Source organism: Vibrio sp. BS-M-Sm-2 (genome assembly GCF_041504345.1).
Taxonomy (GTDB): Bacteria; Pseudomonadota; Gammaproteobacteria; order Enterobacterales; family Vibrionaceae; genus Vibrio; species Vibrio satsumensis.
Map to the genome: position 1 here is coordinate 400,793 of NZ_CP167894.1, position 20,934 is coordinate 421,726.

The 20,934-nt window shown below is 42.7% G+C and carries 23 protein-coding genes; 16 read left to right on the forward strand and 7 right to left on the reverse strand.

Features of this window, described 5'->3' with window-relative positions:
* Positions 1–2 precede the first annotated feature (2 nt).
* From AB8613_RS01755 to AB8613_RS01770, 4 genes are all read left to right on the forward strand, one after another.
* Positions 3–698 carry a VC0807 family protein gene (locus AB8613_RS01755; RefSeq protein ID WP_146491254.1) on the forward strand — a complete coding sequence of 232 codons (696 nt, stop codon included), beginning with the start codon at positions 3–5 and terminating at the stop codon, positions 696–698.
* 357 nt (positions 699–1,055) lie between these two features.
* A complete protein-coding gene (locus AB8613_RS01760; RefSeq protein WP_017059113.1) occupies positions 1,056–1,331 on the forward strand; it encodes an HU family DNA-binding protein in 276 nt (91 codons plus the stop codon).
* A 25-nt stretch (positions 1,332–1,356) separates the two neighbouring features.
* Positions 1,357–1,500: a hypothetical protein gene (locus tag AB8613_RS01765; RefSeq protein WP_017059112.1), complete on the forward strand. Its 144-nt coding sequence runs from the start codon at positions 1,357–1,359 to the stop codon at positions 1,498–1,500.
* A 344-nt stretch (positions 1,501–1,844) separates the two neighbouring features.
* A complete protein-coding gene (locus tag AB8613_RS01770) occupies positions 1,845–2,744 on the forward strand; it encodes a VirK/YbjX family protein (protein ID WP_146491255.1) in 900 nt (299 codons plus the stop codon).
* 210 nt (positions 2,745–2,954) lie between these two features.
* Here AB8613_RS01770 and AB8613_RS01775 read toward each other — a convergent pair whose 3' ends face one another.
* The gene (locus AB8613_RS01775) at positions 2,955–3,149 is read right to left on the reverse strand and encodes a hypothetical protein (RefSeq protein WP_372384318.1); all 195 of its coding nucleotides are present in this window, start codon (positions 3,147–3,149) and stop codon (positions 2,955–2,957) included.
* Between the two features lie 538 nt (positions 3,150–3,687).
* On the opposite strand from AB8613_RS01775, the gene AB8613_RS01780 reads away from it, so the two are divergent.
* The gene (locus AB8613_RS01780; RefSeq protein ID WP_102530138.1) at positions 3,688–3,891 is read left to right on the forward strand and encodes a hypothetical protein; all 204 of its coding nucleotides are present in this window, start codon (positions 3,688–3,690) and stop codon (positions 3,889–3,891) included.
* A 42-nt stretch (positions 3,892–3,933) separates the two neighbouring features.
* Here AB8613_RS01780 and AB8613_RS01785 read toward each other — a convergent pair whose 3' ends face one another.
* A complete protein-coding gene (locus AB8613_RS01785; RefSeq protein WP_372384319.1) occupies positions 3,934–5,025 on the reverse strand; it encodes a transporter substrate-binding domain-containing protein in 1,092 nt (363 codons plus the stop codon).
* A gap of 536 nt (positions 5,026–5,561) precedes the next feature.
* Here AB8613_RS01785 and AB8613_RS01790 point away from each other — a divergent pair.
* From AB8613_RS01790 to AB8613_RS01805, 4 genes are all read left to right on the forward strand, one after another.
* On the forward strand, positions 5,562–6,056 hold the full coding sequence (locus AB8613_RS01790) for a YcxB family protein (RefSeq protein ID WP_372384320.1): 495 nt from the start codon (positions 5,562–5,564) through the stop codon (positions 6,054–6,056).
* A gap of 78 nt (positions 6,057–6,134) precedes the next feature.
* Positions 6,135–6,860: a metallophosphoesterase gene (locus tag AB8613_RS01795; protein ID WP_327783943.1), complete on the forward strand. Its 726-nt coding sequence runs from the start codon at positions 6,135–6,137 to the stop codon at positions 6,858–6,860.
* A gap of 269 nt (positions 6,861–7,129) precedes the next feature.
* The gene (locus AB8613_RS01800) at positions 7,130–8,218 is read left to right on the forward strand and encodes an acyltransferase (protein WP_146491261.1); all 1,089 of its coding nucleotides are present in this window, start codon (positions 7,130–7,132) and stop codon (positions 8,216–8,218) included.
* A 177-nt stretch (positions 8,219–8,395) separates the two neighbouring features.
* Positions 8,396–8,638: a hypothetical protein gene (locus AB8613_RS01805; RefSeq protein ID WP_065205428.1), complete on the forward strand. Its 243-nt coding sequence runs from the start codon at positions 8,396–8,398 to the stop codon at positions 8,636–8,638.
* Between the two features lie 450 nt (positions 8,639–9,088).
* Here AB8613_RS01805 and AB8613_RS01810 read toward each other — a convergent pair whose 3' ends face one another.
* Positions 9,089–9,451: a NirD/YgiW/YdeI family stress tolerance protein gene (locus AB8613_RS01810; RefSeq protein WP_285954073.1), complete on the reverse strand. Its 363-nt coding sequence runs from the start codon at positions 9,449–9,451 to the stop codon at positions 9,089–9,091.
* Between the two features lie 462 nt (positions 9,452–9,913).
* Complete coding sequence (locus tag AB8613_RS01815; RefSeq protein ID WP_372384321.1) at positions 9,914–11,725, reverse strand: PLP-dependent aspartate aminotransferase family protein; 1,812 nt, start codon at positions 11,723–11,725, stop codon at positions 9,914–9,916.
* A 142-nt stretch (positions 11,726–11,867) separates the two neighbouring features.
* Here AB8613_RS01815 and AB8613_RS01820 point away from each other — a divergent pair, with 142 nt between their 5' ends.
* From AB8613_RS01820 to folM, 6 genes are all read left to right on the forward strand, one after another.
* Positions 11,868–12,323 (forward strand): Lrp/AsnC family transcriptional regulator, encoded by a 456-nt coding sequence (locus AB8613_RS01820; protein ID WP_060981796.1) that lies wholly within the window; start codon positions 11,868–11,870, stop codon positions 12,321–12,323.
* A 666-nt stretch (positions 12,324–12,989) separates the two neighbouring features.
* A complete protein-coding gene (locus AB8613_RS01825) occupies positions 12,990–14,606 on the forward strand; it encodes an endonuclease (protein WP_372384322.1) in 1,617 nt (538 codons plus the stop codon).
* Positions 14,607–14,925: 319 nt separating this feature from the next.
* The gene (gene folK, locus AB8613_RS01830) at positions 14,926–15,423 is read left to right on the forward strand and encodes a 2-amino-4-hydroxy-6-hydroxymethyldihydropteridine diphosphokinase (protein ID WP_372384323.1); all 498 of its coding nucleotides are present in this window, start codon (positions 14,926–14,928) and stop codon (positions 15,421–15,423) included.
* Positions 15,424–15,547: 124 nt separating this feature from the next.
* Positions 15,548–15,919, forward strand: coding sequence for a dihydroneopterin triphosphate 2'-epimerase (gene folX / locus AB8613_RS01835; protein ID WP_048664833.1), 372 nt, complete (start codon positions 15,548–15,550; stop codon positions 15,917–15,919).
* Between the two features lie 18 nt (positions 15,920–15,937).
* Entirely contained in the window at positions 15,938–16,576 is a 639-nt protein-coding gene (gene folE, locus AB8613_RS01840; RefSeq protein ID WP_372384324.1) for a GTP cyclohydrolase I FolE, read from the forward strand.
* The gene (gene folM, locus AB8613_RS01845) at positions 16,573–17,289 is read left to right on the forward strand and encodes a dihydromonapterin reductase (protein WP_372384325.1); all 717 of its coding nucleotides are present in this window, start codon (positions 16,573–16,575) and stop codon (positions 17,287–17,289) included. Before folE ends, folM begins: the two co-directional genes overlap by 4 nt.
* A 71-nt stretch (positions 17,290–17,360) precedes the next feature.
* On the opposite strand, the gene AB8613_RS01850 is transcribed toward folM, so the two are convergent.
* The 3 genes from AB8613_RS01850 to AB8613_RS01860 form a co-directional block, all read right to left on the reverse strand.
* Positions 17,361–17,714: a hypothetical protein gene (locus AB8613_RS01850; protein WP_372384326.1), complete on the reverse strand. Its 354-nt coding sequence runs from the start codon at positions 17,712–17,714 to the stop codon at positions 17,361–17,363.
* Positions 17,715–17,729: 15 nt separating this feature from the next.
* The gene (locus tag AB8613_RS01855; RefSeq protein WP_285954221.1) at positions 17,730–18,602 is read right to left on the reverse strand and encodes a patatin-like phospholipase family protein; all 873 of its coding nucleotides are present in this window, start codon (positions 18,600–18,602) and stop codon (positions 17,730–17,732) included.
* Between the two features lie 83 nt (positions 18,603–18,685).
* The gene (locus AB8613_RS01860; protein ID WP_285954065.1) at positions 18,686–19,024 is read right to left on the reverse strand and encodes a cytosolic protein; all 339 of its coding nucleotides are present in this window, start codon (positions 19,022–19,024) and stop codon (positions 18,686–18,688) included.
* A 315-nt stretch (positions 19,025–19,339) separates the two neighbouring features.
* On the opposite strand from AB8613_RS01860, the gene AB8613_RS01865 reads away from it, so the two are divergent.
* The gene (locus AB8613_RS01865) at positions 19,340–20,848 is read left to right on the forward strand and encodes a DUF3360 domain-containing protein (protein ID WP_054546531.1); all 1,509 of its coding nucleotides are present in this window, start codon (positions 19,340–19,342) and stop codon (positions 20,846–20,848) included.
* The last annotated feature ends 86 nt before the right edge of the window (positions 20,849–20,934 follow it).

Below are 20,934 nucleotides of genomic sequence, written 5' to 3' on the forward strand. Positions count from 1 at the left end.
TTATGAGTAGTACAGAAAATAAAAAATCGAGTCCTCTTTTCGAAGTCGTCTTTAACGTCCTTCTTCCTTCATTCATCTTAATGAAATTCAGCGGAGATGAGCACCTAGGAACGGGCTTAGCTTTGCTTGTTGCCCTTGCCTTCCCTATTGCTTATGGTGGCATGGAGTTAATCCGCAATAAGAAGTTCAACTTCATCGCTGCGCTCGGCTTTGTCAGCGTGCTATTAACCGGCGGTATTGGTTTCTTCGAACTAGACACTCGTTGGTTAGCACTAAAAGAAGCATTAATTCCTGGTCTAATTGGTTTAGCGGTACTTGGCTCAACGTTCACTCGCTATCCGTTTATCCAAAAAGTTATCTTCACGCCAGCTCTGTTAAATATCTCTCTTATAGAAGAGCGCTTGAAGCAGTTTGGTAAGCAGGCTCAGTTTGATCGTTGCCTAATGACATCCAACTACCTATTCGCGAGTACTTTCGCATTTTCTTCAGCTATGAACTACTTCCTAGCGACTTGGATTGTGACAAGCCCTGCTGGCACCGCTGCCTTTAATGAAGAACTTGGCAAGCTGACACTTTACAGCTACCCAGCAATCGCTATCCCAAGCATGCTGATGATGTTAGGTATTTTCTACTACATTTGGCGTCAAGTTCGCACGATGACATCACTAGAAACAGAACAAATTTTTATTACTAAATAGTTCTGAATGAACAAATCGCTCTGACTGCACAACAAAGAAGCCCAGCAATTAAGCTGGGCTTCTTTGTTGTGCAGTTTCGTTTGTCAACGTGATAGATGACAGCCTCAATTTGGATTATGAATCGATCGGGCAACCCTAATGCTCTTTTCTCACGTAAATTTGGGCAACATGTCTATAAACCAATAATAATCAATGAATTGCATTGATTGAACCGGCAGATGCTTTTATAGTCAATTCTGTTGGTTACTTTACAAAGCTCTACCCAATCACTGACATTATTTCAGTTGCTGTTGATAAGATCGCATAAGCTAGGTGCTAAAGGTAGACGCCAGCCGTACTCAATAAGGAATATAGATTATGAACAAATCTCAATTAGTTGAACACATCGCGACTTCTGCAGACATCTCAAAAGACCAAGCAGGCACAGCACTAAATGCGCTAGTTGAAGGTATCTCTACTTCGCTTGCTAACGGTGATGACGTATCGATCCTTGGATTTGGTAGCTTTAAAGTTAACTCTCGAGCAGCTCGCACTGGTCGTAACCCGCGAACCGGAGAAGAGATTCAGATTGCTGCATCAAAGACGCCAGCATTTAAAGCGGGCAAGGCACTAAAAGAGACGTGCAACCTGTAACACAGAAAACACAAGGAAGGTTACGATGACGACTAAGGAAAAAGCGAAAACGAGCCGAAGCAAAAAAGCAGGTAAGTCGACTAAAGCGCAAGCCGAAACGCCTAAGACTCGTCAACGCATTGAAGAGCTTCTCGAAGAGCGTGAACTGGCCAAACTGTTAGAACTTTAGTTTATGTAAGTACTATAGTTTATATAAGAACTAAAGTTTAGGTTTAAGCAAAGTGATAGTTTGTTATCGTTCTAATGCCACTGCATATTTGTAGTGGCATTTTTGATTTAGGAGCAAGCGCCTCCAATAAATAACATTGATACCCATACCCCTTCCCACTAAAGCGACAAACACATCTGCCCAAAATCTGAACGCTAAGTAACTGATTGAGTTACATAGCTATACATATCCATACTTACCCAAATCACCTTTTTCACTATCATCATTTTCTTGTTATTGGTGAGATTATTGGGAGGGTTCATGACACGACTGTGTTCGAGCAATCCTTCTTCTTTGAGGTGATTATGAATGTCGTTCGCATGGGGATTGAAGCAAATACCCATAAAAATAAGGGTAAGTACAAAGCGATAGTTAAGTTTACTATTCGAGCCCTGTTTTATTATTCAGCTACTCGAAAAATGAGTGATAATTTCAACTCTGAAGAGAGAAAGTTGTTATTTATCAAGCAACCCAACTTCCTTTCTAAATTTGTCACTCCCTACTTATGTACTGGCTTTAGCAATAAAGAAAAGATCGATATCTTATCCAAACACTACGACTGGTTTGAAAACACCTTCGCAACAGAAGCTAGACACCAAATCTATAACGAAAGGCTCAATCTTTTAAAACTTGAGATAGATGACAACGTTTATCTAGTTAATCTCAGCTTTGAAAGAAACGCGAGAAAAGAAGGTGAACTCACAGTTTCATTGACCAATTCTCAACTCGAAAAAATGTATACCATTTCGTTTACTGTTTTCGACAACAACATCTACATCGGCGGTATACAGGGTGGCGCCAATGACAATGGATTTAGCCGCACATTCACCAAAGCTTTTTACGGTTTAAGGCCTAAATCCTTCATGGTAGAAACACTACGACTGCTCGCTATTAACTTGGGTATCGACAATATCTATGCGGTAAAAGAATCTGGTCATGTGTCGAACTCATTACGCTACGGTAAGAAAAACAAAGACATCAGCCTTAAATACAACAGTCTGTGGGAAGAGCACGATGGACAGCTGCATGATGACTATTTTTATAGTATCCCGACAAACCCGAACAGGAAAGATCTTGAAGCTCTAAAACGTCAAAAGCGTAAGTTGTATCGCGAACGTTATGCCTGGCTAGATCAGTATGAACAAGATCTGAAGAACGAAATGAGCCGTCACGCCCAACCCTTCATATGTAGTACCAACAATTGAACTAGCGACGGCCAGTTAATTTAGCGCAGTGACTTAACCCGGCATCTGATCTGGCTGTTAAGATGCCCCATCCAAGTAAGCTCAACCGAACAAAAATAAAAAACCTCGCAATTGCGAGGTTTTATATTTGCGAGCAAAGCTAAAACTAGTTCAAATCTGAATTCACAGTTTAGCCTCTCATCAAAGTAGCGAGTCACTCACTCTATGAGTTTAAAATCGAGCCACTCCTTTTCTTAACTCATTCAAGCTAAGTACACTTTGTTCATACTGCTTTTTACTGTCTTCCATTAGTTCGTGTGAAGCTTCAGCTTTACTATGGATGGAAAGAATATTCTGGTTAATCTCTTCTGAGACATTCACTTGCTCTTCAATAGCGACGGCGATCTGGTTATTCCTATCAACCACTCCCTGTACCTTTTCACTCAACAAAGTGAGGCTTTCTAGAGTCGCAAAGTCTGTTGATTTCAACACTGGTGAAGTTGGTATAATGTATACCAACCTTGATCATAACCTCATTTTTTGTATGGACTTATCTATTGTGGAAAAAATATATTCGACGAGATAAATTCCGAATAATCATGAACTCATGAGCAATGTTATCTTTGAAGTTAATAATTTCAAATAAGTTGTATACTTCAAAGATAATAACTTTTTCGTCAATCAATCCCTGCTTTCAATTCGCTGGCAATCTAAGAGACACTGACATAAATATTTTAAACCCATTTCCACTCATATACGCTTCGCTTTATAGCTGTATCCGGCAGAACAAACCTCTTCCAAAAACGAAACTTTAGCTTACTGGTTTTAAGCGGATATTGCATTGACGACTATTCTTGAGAAGCGCATGCTTTTGTTTCCGAGCAGAACCGTTATTGGTCGCATTGATAGTGTCAAATGCCCAAAGCTTGTTCTGTGTAACGCACCTAATAGAATGGCAAGTCACATGAATAAAATTGTAATGTTAGTAATGGGGTTGCTTTTCACAAGTCGATTGTTTGCCAGTATTGTGCCGCATGTAGGCCAACTTGAGCATGATGCTCCTATCTTAATTCGTTCGGCACTTATTGTCGGTGTTGCGGCTTATCTGGTTTGGACAGTATTCAAGTACTTCAAGAAAAATAAAGCCGCTGGTTCTGAGCAACTCTAGCAGAAAGAGCTTAGAAGCCCTGGTGTATCTAATTTACTTAAACTACTTATCCGCAAAGTATTCGACCAGTATTTTGCGCCACTTCCGTGACTCACGAATTTTCAATAGTGCTCGGTTTATCTCTTCTTCGTACTGGTTGTTTTCAGTGATGATAAAGCCATAATTTTGCTTTTCTAACTGATAAGGCAGCACCTCTAAATCCTCAAATTGCCCGCCTACCCTACCATTACCAATCATGTATTTGAGCACCACATCATCAGCGACAATCGCTTCAACCTCGCCATCCTCTAAAGCTGCTAATAGCCTTGGCATATCAATGTAACTCTTGTGTCGAATACCGAAACTTGTGAGCATCAGAGAAGACGTCGTGGCAATTTTGGCACCCACCTCCACACCCGCAAGATCATTCACACCTTTGATATGGGAAGAGCCTTGGCTTAGAGTCAGTTTACTGGCTAACACAGCAGTAATACTGGCGATAAAAAGCATACTAAATACGCCAATAAACACCGTGGCAATTCGTCCAGTTAGGCTCTTAAACTCAAAGTAATTGAATGGACCTCGAGTGATGAAAAGTAAACCCAGTATGAAGCTTTCTAGCCAACGGCCAGTCCGGCTTTTCATCGAGTAAAGCTTTTCGTTCTCTCCATGCTCCAATAAGTAGAAAAACGCTCCAATCACTCCTGAGATCATCACGATGACTCCAATGATAATCCACAGTGCAGGGTTCAAGAATATAGCGTGTAAGGTATGAAGATAACCCTGCTTCTTCACTGCAATGGCAAGGTGAGTTTCGTAAAAGGAATGGGAAAAATCAGCAAAAATCTCTCGCTCTGGCGTGATTGAAATGCAAGACACGCCGATGTCGATTTGCTCGGTTTCAATCGCATTGAGTAAGTCATCCAAGCGGTGGTTTTCTATCGTGTACTCAACGTCCATTTCTTTTGCAATTCTCTCCCAAAGTTCAATACTCAGGCCGTTCCATTCATTTTCCATCGAACTAATCACAAATGGAGGACACGGATAGACACCAACTTTCAGAGGAGAAGCCGACGATAAAGCGCTGAACAAAGGACAAAGAAATATGACTAAAGTTACACAATAACGAAGTGACGATTTGAAGACCAAAAGCATCAGCAATCCTCCAGAAAGAGGCAGCGATGAATTAGATCAAGTAAGAAGCCTAGCCTAACAAATGAACGTCAGTGGCTCAGAAGTGGAAAAAATTTATGATGAATTCAGTACTGCCCTAGTATTATTCTTTACTGCTTTAACTATAGAAAACCTCTACTTGTTGTTCAAAAAAATAGAGCAGCAGTTTTAACAATTGAGGAATCAGCCAGAATTAAGTGCAATAGATGACACACAAACTCCACCGCGACCTGGTCGCTATGTGTTTTTGCCTGAAGTCTCGCTACAGGCTTTTTCATTAGCTCTAAACAAAACGACTTCAATCACTGCTTTGCTAATTCAGTATCGCCTTTATGAACATCATTTAGTACCTGTTTAAGCAGCAAGTTAGCGATGGCGAAAGTACATCCATTGGTATTATCGATTTACAAAAGATAACCAAAATAGCTAAAGATAAGCCATGAGAAGCGATACAATACTAACGTTGCAAGAACGCAGCTTAGTAAACCCATTCACAGAAAACATTAAAGTAGCCAGACATGTCTAAAGATCCCGGTTTCACCACAGAATACACCCTCGACAAAACGTTTTTCGCAGAGTGTTATGATCAAACTAGCCTTCCGACTCAATTTCCCAAAGCCTATTTGAAAGGCATACTGTTTCTAATTTTTGGTGTGGTTCTGCTGGAGTTTGAACTATTACCTAACGGTTACGTTGGCTGGTTCTTTATTGTTTTGAGTGTCATTGAAGCGTTCAGTGTGTACTGTAAAAGAACATGGTGGTTATGGCGACAAAGAATCAGCTCTGGCGCTGGCAGCAAAATAGTCTTTCAAGGTGACACGAACGGTGTGAGTTATAAAAACCATAAAGCGACCAACACTATCGCTTGGAGTGACATCGACCAGCTTGAGCAGACCGATCTCGGCTTTATCCTTCATGTCGGCAAACAGCGCCAATACGTCAGTAAATCTTGCTTAAGCGATGAAGCCATTGCCTTCATGATTGAACACCACACCGCATCAAAAGCTAACTAACACCAATGAATGCCTGCCAATTTGCAGGCATTTTTAATTCACCGTAAACGGTGTGTATGGAATGACCGGACTATAACAATGAACACCGTATACCAAATCAGTGATTGTCACCTTTCAGATAAATCCAGCTATGAGAACCTGCGTCGAGCACTGGAATACGTCAATGAAGACACAAAATGTAAGACCATCTTTCTGACTGGTGACATATGTTGTAATCCAAAACACGGCGACTACGTTCGATTAGAAGCGTTCATTAGGCGACACATTAGCGATAAATCTATTTACGCCATTGCCGGCAACCATGATGACTCTTCACTAATGCGTACAGAGTTAAAAGGATCGACAATTTTCGTCACTGATAAAGCCACTATCTGTGGACGAGAAGTTTTGTTCCTAGACTCAAGCTTCAAGCCGCTCGATGACCAGCATCCACTCGGGTCTGGGCGTATTGATAACCGTGGTATGGCTCAGCTAAAACAACAGCTAAAAAAGGCCAACAACCCTATCGTAGTTGTTCACCACCCTCTCATTCCAGTCGGTGCAGATTGGATGAAAGCCATCCGTCTAGAAAACGATGCCGATGTGATGAACGTGCTGAGAAAATATCGCGTACGTGAGGTTATCTGTGGTCACGGCCATGATGGGATAACGGCTACACAACAGGGCATAACTCAATATATGGCCCCTTCAACAGCCTATGGATTTAACCACTCTATCAATGAATACAATCGCAGTGAGAAGGTCGGGTTAAATAGAATTTCATTCTCGGCGCATTCTATCGACTGCCAAGCTATCTACTTTTAAAATTATCTCGCTTTAATCTTGTTGCTACTTTTACCCTTGTGTTCCCCATGCTTTTTAGAAAACAAATACCTAGCGGCATAAAGCTTCAAAATTTACTTTTTAAAGTTTCTTACCACCTGAAGACACAATAACAAAGTTTAAACCTCTACTTCATAATAAAAATTAGGCAGCTCAATTGTGTATGCTCTTAAAATGGCAAGAATAACTTTTAATCAGGTCTATAGTTAAATCAAAGGGAGATCGACGCTAAAATCAAACGGGAAGTTTATATGTTTCTACAATCGATAAGTAATTTTAGAGGAATTACAATAGTTCTAATCGTCATGGGACATTCGTATACTTACGGACTATCGAGCACCGATGAGATTGGAAATATTCTAAAAAACATAATAACTGGAGGTACATCGCTCTTCGTTTTTATATCAGGTTATATGTTTTACCACGTCTTCTACAGCCGCTATGGCTACAGTAAATTCGTTCTTGGGAAATTTAAAAATGTTGGTGTGCCTTACTTAATTCTCGGAAGTATCGCCACCCTCGCTTTCTATTACCTTAATTGGGGTTACTTTAATCCTATTGAGAACATGGTTGACCCGGAAAGTGCATACCGCAATGGTGTATTGTTCGAACAGTCAGATCCAGACATCATCACCGCAATAAAGTATTTGTTTACAGGGCACTTCCTCACTGCCTATTGGTATATCCCCTTTGTTCTTTTGTGCTTCTTATCTGCTCCTATGCACATGCGTTTTATCAAATTAGCGCCTAAGTCACAGCTTATGGTTATTTGTTTCCTTTCGATACTGTCTCTGTTCGTTCATCGAGCGGTTGAAGGGACTAACCCACTCCAGTCTCTGGTGTATTTTACGCCAATATATTTGATAGGGATTAGCGTGTGTATGAATAAAGATAAGGTCACTGAGTGCTTAAATAGTAAGACACTACTTCTGTTGCTATTTATCGTTGTCATGCTGTCTATTTATCAAAATCACACTGGTATCAATGGTAATTCACACAAGCCATTTTTTGAATACGATGGGATAGATGTTGTTTTTATTCAAAAGGTTGCCCTCATCTTTTTACTGTATGGAGCTCTTGAAAAATTGAGTTTTAAATCTAAATATTTAGACACCATTTCAGATACAAGCTTTGCGATTTTTTTCATCCACCCGTGGTTGCTACTGATCCTCGAAATCGCAGACGCTAAATATTTTGGTGGCACCTTAAAAAGCGATTTTAACATTACTCTCTACATAGGAATCTGCAGTGGAATTGTAGTCACATCCGTTTTCTGTGCGAAAATAATGAAGATGGTATTTCGAGGCAGCAAAAAAACAAGATACTTAATCGGCTATTAGACTAAAACGCTCTCTATAGCTCAACCTACACTGCCCTTTTAAAGGTCGCATTCCTTTGAATTACTGTATTTACACTAGCTTCTTATGGTTAAAATGCCGTATGGTACAAAACATAGAATTCTGAAGACTTGCGGCCTTTGCCACAGAGACTCTCCATTTTAAACGAAAAGACTTACTATGAATTTTGATATCAATGCATTAAAACACCACCAACTGGTCGAAGATGGTCAACTCGAGGGGTGTTACATTCATCAGCCAGTACAGGGCAGTCAGCCAGATGATAAAGCTGTTTTAGCAGAGCGCCAAGCGCTGGAAAATCTGGGGTATAAGGTGGTACAGGTTAAAGCTAAAGGCGGGACAACAACGTTTGCCGAGGCTATGCAAGAGCTTGCGAAGAAGACTGGCCACCAGCCTAAATAGTAAACGAGTGAGCAGAGAGAGTTACAACGCTCTCTAACGACTGCTTTTTGAGTCTCTCTGCCGAGTAATCTCAACATGAGCCATTTCATGCTGACAACCAATGGAGCAGATACTTTTTGCGTCAATGAGTTAGCTCCTGCTCTCACCGTTTTCCCCAAAATGAGTCACCTTTATATTTGCTCCCCAACACAAAAATGGGTTGGTACAGCAGAAATTCAGTCTATTACCTAATAATCTAGCTTTATTAGAGAACGTGACTGTTTACTGAATTAATGTTGGACGGTTATAGCACTTAGCTATGTGTCATGAGCTATGAGCTATGAGCTATGAGCAAGAATACAAAGTAAATACATGTTCTCTATTTGTCATAGTTCTAAAACTTTAAAGGAGCCACAATGAGCTCCTTTGAAGTTTAAGTTATCGCTTCAGTTACTACTGCATTTACTCGATTTAGCTACCAATTGTAATTCTATCAACTTCAATTGTGGCCTCTTCCCAGTTATCTTTTTCAACGTTGCCAACAATCGTTATCTTGTCATTTGGAGCAATCGTCAAACCAGCCCAAGCTTCATCCTCTACTTCGATCACAATTGTGTTTTTGCCATCAGTAAACTTGTACTCGTCATCTCCCAAAGAGTGCACAATGTTACCCGTCACCTGAACTTGGGTATCATCTCTTGCTTCTAGGACTTGAGCAACCGTAACAGGAGCGCTAGCCGTCGGGCCATTAAATCCGCCCGTTGCTGGTAAAGTGTTTGCTGTTGCTAAGCCTGAAGCCAGAACCAGTGTAGTAGCAATAAGTACGTTTTTCATAAGAACCTCTAAAGAGTCATAGTTTGTTTTGATGGGTTTACTATGCAGGAGGTGGTATTAATCGCGGATGAAAGTAGCGTTCATAATTCATTCATGTTGAAAATACGTAGAATGACAATACCCAAAAAAACCATAACCACATGATCTTAATGGTGATATTAAACGCTATCTTAATCGAATAATTTTACGTTTTACGAAAATCATTCCTTTTCTAGAGCTCTTGCTCTTTGTTATTCAGTATTAGCCCAGTAATAAGTCATCAACAGAGTCGCTTTCCAAGCACCAATTGAATAGCACTCGATGAAGCTACACAGTGAGAGCTTTCTAAAACTAAAGCCTCGCTCAAGCGCGGCCTTAGTTTTTCTATTTAGCGGTTATGACTGTCCTATAACGGTTACAGCTACCCGACTTCACTGACTTTTCTTGCTAACCCTTTATTGCAGCTTTCATTACTGACCTAAGTCACTGAGTGAGCTGACTGAACTTCGGCAAACTCTTCACAAACCTCTGGTGTACATCCATATAGGTTTGCATATAGATCTCGTCAATACGGTCGTTACTCGGGAAGCTCGATGAGAAGTCGGCGTGCTTACGGTCAATCGACAATTTGGCGGCCTCGATAATATGAGCAATGAACATGCGAGGATCTTCCAACCCAATCGAGATACGCATAGTCGTCGGCTTGATACCCGCTTCATTAAGCGCCTCGTCGCTCAGCTCTGAGTGCGTGGTCAGTGCCGGACACAGCGCCACCGTATTGGTTTGCCCAAGGCTCACTTGCATGCCGATTGCTGGCTCAAGCATATCGAAGAACTGTTTGAACCCATCACGATTGATTGGTGCACGATCGCCGTTACCTTCCATGTCGATAGTAAACAGCGCGGCTGGTAGCCCCAAGTACATGTTGTTCTGGCAATGTTCATAGTTATCGCTGTCTGGTAAAGCGGGACACGACACATTGATGTCTGGGTGAGCATCGAAGATCTTCGCCAGAGTCAGTGTATTAATGGTTTTTTGCACCACTCGCATCTCATACGTCTTCATGCCATTGAGCACTTCAAACGCTTTGTCTGCATCTAAGAATGCGCCTTTGATGTAATACACATTCCAAAACAACGTTTCGTTCCATGGAATAGTGACCTCATCACCGTTGGGTTTGGTACAGGCGACCTCTTCTCCTTTAGGAACAAACATGGTTTCGTTACGGCCAATCACGACTCCAGCGGTTGTGGTGCCTGAACCCGCCAGTTCTTTGGTGTAGGAATGAATCACATAATCAGGCCTTTCCATCACATCATCACGTTTGAGTACAGGGTGAAGCAATGGTGTACCCACTGTTGAGTCAACAATCACATCCCAACCACGAGAGTGACCAGCCTTACTGATGTTGGCTACATCTAACACGTACCCGTGTGGGTTACACGGTGACTCTAGGTAAACGTAGATTTTCTTACCTGCAGCCAGGCGGTCTGCGTACTTATCAGCAATCTCATCAAGGCGAGCCGCAAAATCATCACCAGAGTAACCATCCACCCACTCTACCGCGACATTCAGATTCGACGGCTTGCCAAACCAATCTTCCAACAGCTGATAAGAACCGCCGTAGATATTGCGCGAGGCCAAGACAATATCTTCATGTCCAAGTAAATGGCTCAGCAACCCATCAATGGCCGCCATCCCAGAGTTAAAGTTCCATGCTAGATATTCGTTAGCTCTAGAACCTGCCTCAAGGTCAACCATGTGATTCGCGAGTGAGATTGATGTTGGGTTTAGCAGTCGAGAGTAAATATCGTGCAGCGGCTCTTTACCGTTGAATGCATCTTCAATCCACTCGGTACAGGCAAACAAATAAGTCGCAGTGCGCGTAATAACAGGACTTGCAGAGAAGATAGCAGCAACATTATCGAAGATAGGATACGCGCCTTTAGACGCAAAGTTACCATTGTTAGTCGCGATAGATTGGTAAGTGGCACGCATTGGGTTCTGCAGGTTATCGAGGATCTTAGCGATCTGGAATGACAAGAAACGTTTAGCGTTAAACCAAGCGATCCGGTCGCTCTTGTCGAGATCTGATAAGCCATCAACCGTCAATGCCCAAAGATCGTGTGTCTTGGTATTAGCTTTGTACAGGGTCGTCGCCAGTTCAATCAGCGTGACGCCGTAATCACTATTTGGGTCGATACCAAAGTGTTTTGCTTGCTCAATGGCAAGAGCTTCTGCTTGTTCGTGTTTGGTGGTTTTACGCAGCGGGCTAAGTTGAGTTGAAGTATTCATAATTCCTAAGTCATTCCATGCTTGTTGTTCCTCCTTTAATTTTAGTTTTGCGCAGATGTTAAAAATTGCTATTTGCGAAGTAAGACATACACTTTGAGCAATAATATTGCCAAATAAACTTCAATATTGATGGAATATGCCAATGGATGAGATCGATAAAAGAATACTGGCTGAACTGCAAAGCAACGCTCGGCTTACTAATCAAGAGTTGGCTGATCGCGTGGCACTATCGCCCTCTCCTTGTTTACGCCGAGTTCGAGCATTAGAGAAGCAAGGAATTATTCGTGGCTATCACGCCAGTGTTGACCAAGAAGCGTGTGGCTTGCCTGTGAATGTGTTTGTATTGGTAAAACTTGAAAAGCCAACTGAAGAGAACATGCGAGACTTTGAGCAACACATTGAAGTGATTGATGAAGTGTTAGAGTGCTTTTTGATGACAGGTAATCACGACTACCTATTGCATGTAGTGAGCGAGTCACTCAAAAGCTACGAGCAGTTTATCCGCAAGCAATTAACTCGCCTACCCAATATTGCTTCTATCGAATCCAGCTTCGCCTTCGGTCAGGTAAAAACAAAGACCAAATTGCCAGTGAGATAGATGAAGTTCGCTTTTGTTCGGGGTTTATGGGGGTCTCTAGAGGCTGCTCTTCATCATCCCTGAACTGCACCAACAAATATTTCGCCCCAAAGTGAGCCAGAGAGGGATTGAACTCAGTTTCAAACCCTGCAACTTGCCTTACTTTTCCTCAGGCCTAGAGTTCCAACAATGTAGCTAAATGTTTTAATCCAAAACAAACCAACCTTTAATCACACTTACGCACAAACATATTGCCCCCTAAGCCATTGAACAATATCTAAATAAAAGGAAGTTCTTGATTAATAACGAGCCTTGAGTCGGAAGCAATATGTGCTTGCACGATCTTAAACTAGAAATCAGAACCAAACTGAATTGTGCGCATAATTTTCAGTTGGTTAGGTAAGGGCTGGATCGAACTTTAGTAGAGGTTACATTTACTATAGGCAGGGCTTGCGGATAAGTGCTTATTTTGGGTTCATCGCAGCTTTCCCCTGAAAGCCAAGATGAACCTTTTTTCAATAATCTAGCGTGTGAAAGCATTAGACAGGTCGATATCACATTGCTTTACATCACATATATTAATAAAAGTAATGTTACTTACATTTATAAATGTGATGTTTATCTCCATTCGCCTTTTTATTACTTTCTAAGCTTAGTTGATTTTTATCCAATTAAACAGAAGGTTATATGATAAATAGAATAATAACGCTAAGTGGCGTTGCATTACTTTGTTCAGCGAATGCGCATGCACAAATCCAAAATGGAAGTTTCGAAAACTGGGAAGGAAACGTACCATCTGGATGGAGTGTAATTGATTCCGGCATTGCGGCATCACCCTCTACCGACCCTGTAAATAACGGCAGTTTCTCTGCGCAAGTAACCGTGAATACAGGCACTCAAAGTAATACTGATTTTCTGCAAACGATACGTGTTGAACAAGGGAAAACTTATGATTTCTCTGTCGATGTTTATCACACTGAAGGTAACGTGAAAGCTCGCCTTTTTGTTGATGGCTATTTAGGCTACTCGAATAATGGTTTAACGAATCAGTGGCAAGCATTGACTCACTCGTACAGCGCTACGAGCACTAAAGATATCGTTGTGGGCGTACGATTTTATGATGATGCAGGTTTTGATGGCTCGGAAGTGGTGTATTTAGATAACTTTCAGCCTACGGAGACTCCACCAACACAAAGCTGCAATGACACAAGTGCCGCACTCACGCTAGTGACGGATAACTATGGTTCTGAAACCAGTTGGTCTCTCAAAAACTCAGTTTCTCAAACTCTTTATTTTGGTTCAGACTATCAAAGTAACACCATCAATGAAGTGGAAATGTGTTTAGCGGATGGTAGCTACACCCTAGAAGTCTCAGACTCTTATGGAGATGGAATGTGCTGCAGTGTGGGGAATGGTTCATACAGTTTGTCGGTAAACGGGACCGTTGTGGCATCTGGTGGTGATTTCCAAGCAAGTCAGAGTACAGAATTTACGATTGGTGGCTCAACTACACCACCAACTGAACCACCAGTGTTAGGTGAGTATTACAAAGACGCTGAAGGCAAAGTGGGCTTTGCGTTAAAAACAGCCTTATATCAAATTATTGATAATCATAGTAGTCAGGGTTACACCGCTATTTGGACGTTAGTGTCTGAGGCTGACCTAGACGCATACTATGACACTGATGGGTCGATTCTCGATATGTATTCGGAGAAACCTTCAGGCTCAGATTCAATCCAATTTACTAAGGTGGCCGACCAATGTGGTCAATACAGCAAAGAAGGTGATTGCTACAACCGTGAGCACTCATTCCCGAAAAGCTGGTTTGGTGGGAAAGTCGAGCCAATGAACTCTGACGGTCACCATTTATTTGCCACTGACGGCTACGTTAACTCGAAACGTAGTAATTGGCCATTTGGTGAGGTGAGTAGCGCGACATACACATCAAGCAATGGTTCTAAGTTAGGCAGTGCAGCGAACTCTATTGGTTATGTAGGTACGGTGTTTGAGCCAATTGATGAGTTTAAAGGTGATTTCGCAAGAGCATATTTCTACATGGCAACACGCTATGAAAATGAAATCGCTAATTGGGAAGGGAACTCTACAAGCTCTGATGCCGTTCTGGATGGAACCAATACAACCGTTTTTGAACCTTGGCTACTTACCATGCTAAAGCGTTGGCATTCTGAAGATCCAGTAAGCCAAAAAGAAATCGACCGAAATAATGCGGTACATGATTTCCAAGGGAATCGTAATCCGTTTATTGACCATCCAGAGTTTGTAAGTCAAATCTGGGGAAATTAATCGGAATATAATCACCATGACAATGGTTTCATGATGATTGAATTGAGCCCAATCCTTTGTTTGGGCTTTTTCATTTACCTTTAGCTTTCTAGTAAATGCTAATTTAGGGGGAAGCTGTAGTTCATTTATGCCCGGAACCTTCATAGGCCGAGCTTTGACTCGTGGCACTTTCTAGCTCACTGGTGCCCTTTTGTCGGGCTCAAAACGGGCAAAACTTGTAACAGAACCGTATTTTCTTTTGCCGTCCTGCCATTAAAAGGACGCATAGCTGATCTTCATAGCAAGTCGGACGTATAGTTCCTTAAAAGGAAGGAAAACTATGGCCACCGTCTATGTCAGCATCGGAAGCAACATTAACCGCGAACATCACGTCACAGAATCTCTCAAAGCATTGCATGACCGCTTTGCACCGCTGCACATTTCTAATTTCTACGATTGCGAGCCTGTCGGTTTTAAAGGGGATAACTTCTTAAACCTAGTCATTGGGTTCGAATGTGACCTCCCAGTCGCAGAGCTGGTTAAGGTTCTGCATCAAATCGAATCAGAGAACGATCGCAAGCGCCAAACCAAAGCCTATGCTTCACGGACGATGGACATCGACATCCTCCTTTATGGTAATCAAGTGGGCGTTATCGATGGCGTAGAGCTGCCTAGAGGCGAAATCACCGAGTACGCTTTTGTGCTCAGGCCATTAGTCGATATTGCCGCACAAGAACGTCACCCCACTCTAGACATCTCATATCAGCAGCTCTGGGAAAACTTCGATCAGTTAAGTCAGAAAACCGAAACCATCCCTTTCGATATCAGTTTCACCTAGCCTCTACATGACTGAAAAAAGAACGGCTAAAGGAACGACTGAACTCTTAATCGCGTGAGCTTTACTGATCTTTTCTTAAAACAAGCACGTACCTGACTTCACTCTCTAAGGATTGGACACTGTTATGAATCACAACGCCATTATCACCATTACAAATCTCAGACTAAGAACCTTCATCGGTTTCAACGAAGAAGAAAAGTCTAAGCAGCAAGACATCGTTATCAATGCAGAGATCCACTACCCTGCTAACAACCTTTGTCTCTCTGATGACGTGGACAACGCACTCAACTACAAAAACATCTGCAAGAAGATCATTCAACATGTCGAATCCGGAAGATTTCTGCTTTTAGAAAAGTTAACCAGCGACGTACTCGGCATTTGTATCGATCATCCATGGGTTCGATACGCTCAAGTGAGAATTGACAAGCCTCATGCCCTACGTTTTGCCGACTCCGTTTCACTCACGCTTAGCTATGAAGCAGAGCTCGAAAATTAACTCATAAGGAGCGAGTCAATGCTAACCACAGAAGCTGAAAAAGTAAGAGAAGCTTTGCTCGAAAAGGGACTAGAAACCCCGATGACACCGAGCGAAATGAACCCAAGCCAGAAGTACAACCGCATCAAAGGTCTTTTAACGGAAGTGGTCAGTACGCTTGGACTGGATTTGACTGATGATAGCCTAGCTGAAACACCCCATCGCATTGCAAAGATGTACGTCCATGAGATATTTTCAGGGCTAGATTACAATAACTTTCCAAAAATCAGTGTGATAGACAACAAAATGTCGGTTGATGAAATGGTCAAGGTGTCGAACATAGATTTAACGTCGACGTGCGAACATCACTTCATTACCATCGATGGTTTAGCAGAAGTGGCCTATATCCCTGAAAACAAGATTCTTGGGCTGTCTAAAATCAACCGTATCGTTCGATTCTTTGCTCAGCGCCCTCAGGTACAAGAACGCCTTACTCAGCAAATCCTAGTCGCGATACAGACTCTAGTGGAAACAGAAAACGTAGCCGTGACAATTAAAGCCACTCACTATTGCGTTAAATCCAGAGGTGTCATGGATGCAAACTCTGAAACCTCAACAACCGCGCTCGGTGGCATTTTCAAAACTAACCCTCAAACCAGAGCTGAGTTTTTACGATGAGTGAAACGATACTAATAACCGGCGTGGGAAAGCGACTCGGCTTCGCACTGGCGCAGCAACTTTTAGCGGATGGATACAAAGTAGTTGGCACCTACCGCAGCGACTACCCTCAACTGCAACTGTTGCGCGATGGTGGAGCCGACTTGCAGCAAGTAGACTTTTATCAACAAAGTAGCCTAGAGGGCTTTCTTCATTACGTTGGTCAAGAATATAAGACACTTCGAGCCATCATACATAACGCTTCCGACTGGAAACCTGAGAACAAGAACAATCCCAGTGAAAATGCATCACAAATCATGCACCAGATGATGACGATTCACGCCACCGTGCCTTATCTGTTCAATTTAACGCTCAAAGACCAATTGATGTCTGGCGATAAAACCTCAGACATCATCCATATCAGTGATTACGTTGCGGAAAAAGGCAGTAAAAAACACATCGCTTACGCGGCCAGTAAAGCTGCACTCAACAACCTAACATTGTCTTTTTCAGCGATGCTGGCTCCCAAGGTGAAAGTAAATACCCTCTCTCCAGCCATGATTAAGTTTAATGAACATGACGATGAGGCATACAAAACCAAAGCGCTGCAGAAAGCTCTGATCCCCACAGAAGCGGGCTTTGAGGAAATAATAGATGGCATCAAGTATGTTTTGTCCAGTCATTACATGACAGGAAGAACTTTACACCTTGATGGCGGCAGACATTTGAAGTGATGGTCTTGCATTGTCTGCTACCTAAAACGGCTGCTATATAGCGAATGCTGTTACTAATAAACCGCTAGAAGCTAGAAACTGCTATAAGAGTGAGGAAGGCGTTTTTCTTCGTCCCAGCCGGATAACTCAATATTGATCAACGATTTGCGCTTCTCATTACACAATGAAGCGATATTGATGATCGGCAGTTGGCTACGAAACTGCGCGGTAAGTATAACCTTTTTACTTTCACTAAGGCTGTTTCGACATTGCGCCAAAATCGCTTCAGTATCTAGTTGGTGTGCGTTCTCGATAATCTGGATATCAGTGTTCTCTTGATAGCACTCTATCAGCCATGATACGGCGGACTCTTCTGAACTGGTGAGCACGATGACATCTTTTGTTGTGACCAGACCTTTAAGTTCAGTTTCCATAAATACTCTCATTCAGCAGCAAATACATTAAAGCCAGTTACCCAGTTTAGCCTGTGCCAAATGATAGCCTCTGTCTATCATCTCTTGTGAGCGATCAAACTCTAAAGTGCCACAGGCATTACGTGGGATCTCAAGCGTAATATCGGCGGGGTAAGCGGCCAGTTTTTGACGAGCAATGGTCGATTGCATCGCATCAAACGCTTGGTTGGCAATGTCGTAGGCAGCAAAATTGAAGCTCATTTTACTTTTTACACTGCTACCGAGATTATCGATAAAGTGAACAACCTTCTCATGCAAGTTACTCTCTTTTGTTGGTAGGGAAACAGGTATCACTTCCTGTTGAACCATTTCAGGTTCGCCGCCTAAATTCACGGCCAGAGTAACGTCTGTCTTATCACCAAAGGTAGGCGCAATCGGTACGGGATTGAGTACCCCGCCATCAATGAGCGCTTCGCCATTAATAACATGAGGTGTGAAGAACAATGGCAAAGAGATAGAAGCGCGAATGGCATCAAACAGAGAACCTGATTGCAGCCAAACCTCTTTTTCATCGGCGACGTTGGCAGCGACTGCGGTATAAGGGATGGGCAGATCTTCAATTGAAATCTCGCCGATCAATCCACGCAGTGTGTCGATGATCTTGTCCCCTTTGAAGATACCACTCGATTGCCATGAAAAGTCCAACATCATAGCCATATCCGATTGGTCGATACTGGTAACCCACTCTTCAAATTCATCCAACTTACCCGCAGCGTAGACACCACCGATAAGTGCACCAATTGAACAGCCAGAGATGGATTTTATCTGATAGCCATGCTCCATTAACCAACGGATGATTCCAACGTGCACCAAGCCTCTTGCGCCACCACTGCCAAGTACCAATGAGATCGTTTTTGCCATCATATTAATCCTTTAGTTTTAAATTCTAGGGGAGCTAACTCGCCGATTTACCAATTCGCCGATCTCAACTCACTGAATCACTCTCAGTCCATACGGGTAATGAAGGTTTGCTCGTCATCGACAAAAGCCACATAGTCGCCGTGATAGATAAACACCCGGCCACGCCCTTCCACTATACACGCAAGCTGTGGGTTCAAATCTTCTTCAAGATTTTCACTTTGATACGTGCCGGTATCGGTGATCACACCGCGGAGTTTAGGCAAAAATCCATAGCTGCGCTTGGCTTGATCAATCAGGCTCAGTTCACTGGCGGTAGAGAAGTAAGCTGGGATAGGACCAGCATCTTCGATAAACATAGTTTTCAGTTCTTCAAAGGCTGTAATTACCAGCCAATCGATGCCATTTACCTGATGGATAAACATTGTTTATAAATACCTAGTTTCTCGATAATTCTAATGCGGAGATTCTATCACTATCAAGTGCAGAACGTGGGAGAAATTAAGGGACTACAAATAACCAGACACATACTATCTACAGAGTCTAATACTAGTCGCCCAACTCTACGACTAATGTCTAACTAACTGAGACTATTTGTTTTTTTGGGTTTGGTATAAGGTACTAACAACTAAATGTTAATGAGTTTTTAATAATACGTTGACGCATTGTTTGCGCTTCTGCGTGAGTCAATAACGTTTGTTGGAATAACACGCCTTAGAGTGTGAACGAAAGGAATCAACATGAGCAGTACTTTAGAGTCCGTACATATACAAGCAGATAAGCCTCAAGCCAATGAGGATGAACTCACTTATGAACAGCAACACAAACCAAGATCGGAATTTGATTCCCGCGAACAATATTTAGAGCATGAATTACAAATCATGGCGCCGAAACGCTGGCGTCCTAATTTGCCGTTTAAAGATTATCGATTCGAGATAGAAGACACCATCCCAGCGATGGCAGCCACGATTGGTAAAGTGGTTATGGTGGGCGCGATTGCTGCCACATTTGCAGGGGCTCTCGGATTAAATGAAGACTTCATTCTAGAAAACGTTCGTTATGAACTGCTCATCGCCTCTGTTTTCATTATTATTTTCTCTGGCTTCCTATTGCCGACCGCGAACCTCGCAGGTACACACGGCCCACTCATTCCTTTAATTCCGATTGTGGTTGCAGCAGGCGGTCACCCTATGGCCTTTGGCTTGTTGATTGGCGCTTTTGGCCTCATCTTAGCCATCAGTAAAGGGGGCAGCATGTTGGCCAACCTTACCAGTAAAGGCGTGTGTGGCGGCTTGTTGCTCTACCTCGGCTTTGTTGGAACCGCTTCTCAAGTGAAAAAGCTGTTCGCTTGGGCTGAAGGAATTGGTATGAGCCACATCGCTTTTGTCGTGATCTTCTGCACCATCATTTTGTACGCGTTATTGGAGCATTTCCGTAAGCGTTGGCTAGCTGTACCTCTTAGCTGCTTGCTGGGTGGTACGATTGCATTTGCCATGGGCGCCCCATTCGCTTTCCACACTGAGCCAGGCTTACCTAACATGAACCCTATGTATTGGTGGGGCGAAGATACAGGTTGGATGTTAGGTCTACCGACGATTGAACATTTCATGGTGGTATTGCCATTTGCAATTCTAGCCGTAGCGATGTGGTCTCCAGATTTCTTAGGGCATCAAGTATTCCAAAAGATCAGCTACCCAGAACGTACCGAGAAAGTACACATGAACATTGACGACACCATGACCACGGCTTCTATTCGTCAAACGTTCGGTTCTCTGCTCGGTGGTACTAACTTTACGTCTTCGTGGGGTACTTATATCGTACCAGCGGCGATTGCTAAACGCCCTATTCCTGCTGGCGCTTTGCTCACAGCTCTGTTCTGTATCATCGCCGCAGTTTGGGGCTACCCGATGGATTTAGCTATCTGGCAACCTGTACTTTGTGTCGCGCTCATTGTTGGGGTATTTGTTCCATTGCTAGAAGCTGGAATGGAAATGACGCGTGAAGGGAAAACAACCCAATCGGCCGCGATTGTCGTGTTCTCTTCAGCACTGGTTAACCCTGCATTTGGTTGGGCTCTCACCATGCTGTTGGATAACTTAGGCTTAGTCGGTTGTAAAGAACGTAGTAGCGAACTGAGTAAAATGAGCCGTTGGGTGTTGCCTGGCACTATGTTTATTGTGCTAAGTGGCGTGATGGCGTTGGTTGGCCTTCTACCGGGAATTCCGGCGATTATCCCAAGCTTTCGTTAAGCTTGATTAATATTGAGTTTTAGTCGGAACACAAAGGCCTCGCACGCGTGAGGCCTTGTTTTATCTAAGTTTCAACGAACGAGCAG

What these genes read in the sequence shown, in the direction of transcription:
- AB8613_RS01785 (WP_372384319.1), bottom strand. Translation starts at nt 5,025, where the DNA reads ATGCTTTTGGTCTTCAAATCGTCACTTCGTTATTGTGTAACTTTAGTC.
- AB8613_RS01855 (WP_285954221.1), bottom strand. Translation starts at nt 18,602, where the DNA reads ATGGCAAAAACGATCTCATTGGTACTTGGCAGTGGTGGCGCAAGAGGC.
- AB8613_RS01770 (WP_146491255.1), top strand. Translation starts at nt 1,845, where the DNA reads ATGAATGTCGTTCGCATGGGGATTGAAGCAAATACCCATAAAAATAAG.
- folM (WP_372384325.1), top strand. Translation starts at nt 16,573, where the DNA reads ATGAGTGAAACGATACTAATAACCGGCGTGGGAAAGCGACTCGGCTTC.
- AB8613_RS01865 (WP_054546531.1), top strand. Translation starts at nt 19,340, where the DNA reads ATGAGCAGTACTTTAGAGTCCGTACATATACAAGCAGATAAGCCTCAA.
- AB8613_RS01765 (WP_017059112.1), top strand. Translation starts at nt 1,357, where the DNA reads ATGACGACTAAGGAAAAAGCGAAAACGAGCCGAAGCAAAAAAGCAGGT.
- folE (WP_372384324.1), top strand. Translation starts at nt 15,938, where the DNA reads ATGCTAACCACAGAAGCTGAAAAAGTAAGAGAAGCTTTGCTCGAAAAG.
- AB8613_RS01815 (WP_372384321.1), bottom strand. Translation starts at nt 11,725, where the DNA reads ATGAATACTTCAACTCAACTTAGCCCGCTGCGTAAAACCACCAAACAC.
- AB8613_RS01860 (WP_285954065.1), bottom strand. Translation starts at nt 19,024, where the DNA reads ATGTTTATCCATCAGGTAAATGGCATCGATTGGCTGGTAATTACAGCC.
- AB8613_RS01795 (WP_327783943.1), top strand. Translation starts at nt 6,135, where the DNA reads ATGAACACCGTATACCAAATCAGTGATTGTCACCTTTCAGATAAATCC.
- AB8613_RS01790 (WP_372384320.1), top strand. Translation starts at nt 5,562, where the DNA reads ATGTCTAAAGATCCCGGTTTCACCACAGAATACACCCTCGACAAAACG.
- AB8613_RS01825 (WP_372384322.1), top strand. Translation starts at nt 12,990, where the DNA reads ATGATAAATAGAATAATAACGCTAAGTGGCGTTGCATTACTTTGTTCA.
- AB8613_RS01760 (WP_017059113.1), top strand. Translation starts at nt 1,056, where the DNA reads ATGAACAAATCTCAATTAGTTGAACACATCGCGACTTCTGCAGACATC.
- AB8613_RS01780 (WP_102530138.1), top strand. Translation starts at nt 3,688, where the DNA reads ATGAATAAAATTGTAATGTTAGTAATGGGGTTGCTTTTCACAAGTCGA.
- AB8613_RS01810 (WP_285954073.1), bottom strand. Translation starts at nt 9,451, where the DNA reads ATGAAAAACGTACTTATTGCTACTACACTGGTTCTGGCTTCAGGCTTA.
- AB8613_RS01800 (WP_146491261.1), top strand. Translation starts at nt 7,130, where the DNA reads ATGTTTCTACAATCGATAAGTAATTTTAGAGGAATTACAATAGTTCTA.
- AB8613_RS01755 (WP_146491254.1), top strand. Translation starts at nt 3, where the DNA reads ATGAGTAGTACAGAAAATAAAAAATCGAGTCCTCTTTTCGAAGTCGTC.
- AB8613_RS01820 (WP_060981796.1), top strand. Translation starts at nt 11,868, where the DNA reads ATGGATGAGATCGATAAAAGAATACTGGCTGAACTGCAAAGCAACGCT.
- AB8613_RS01850 (WP_372384326.1), bottom strand. Translation starts at nt 17,714, where the DNA reads ATGAGAGTATTTATGGAAACTGAACTTAAAGGTCTGGTCACAACAAAA.
- folX (WP_048664833.1), top strand. Translation starts at nt 15,548, where the DNA reads ATGAATCACAACGCCATTATCACCATTACAAATCTCAGACTAAGAACC.
- folK (WP_372384323.1), top strand. Translation starts at nt 14,926, where the DNA reads ATGGCCACCGTCTATGTCAGCATCGGAAGCAACATTAACCGCGAACAT.
- AB8613_RS01805 (WP_065205428.1), top strand. Translation starts at nt 8,396, where the DNA reads ATGAATTTTGATATCAATGCATTAAAACACCACCAACTGGTCGAAGAT.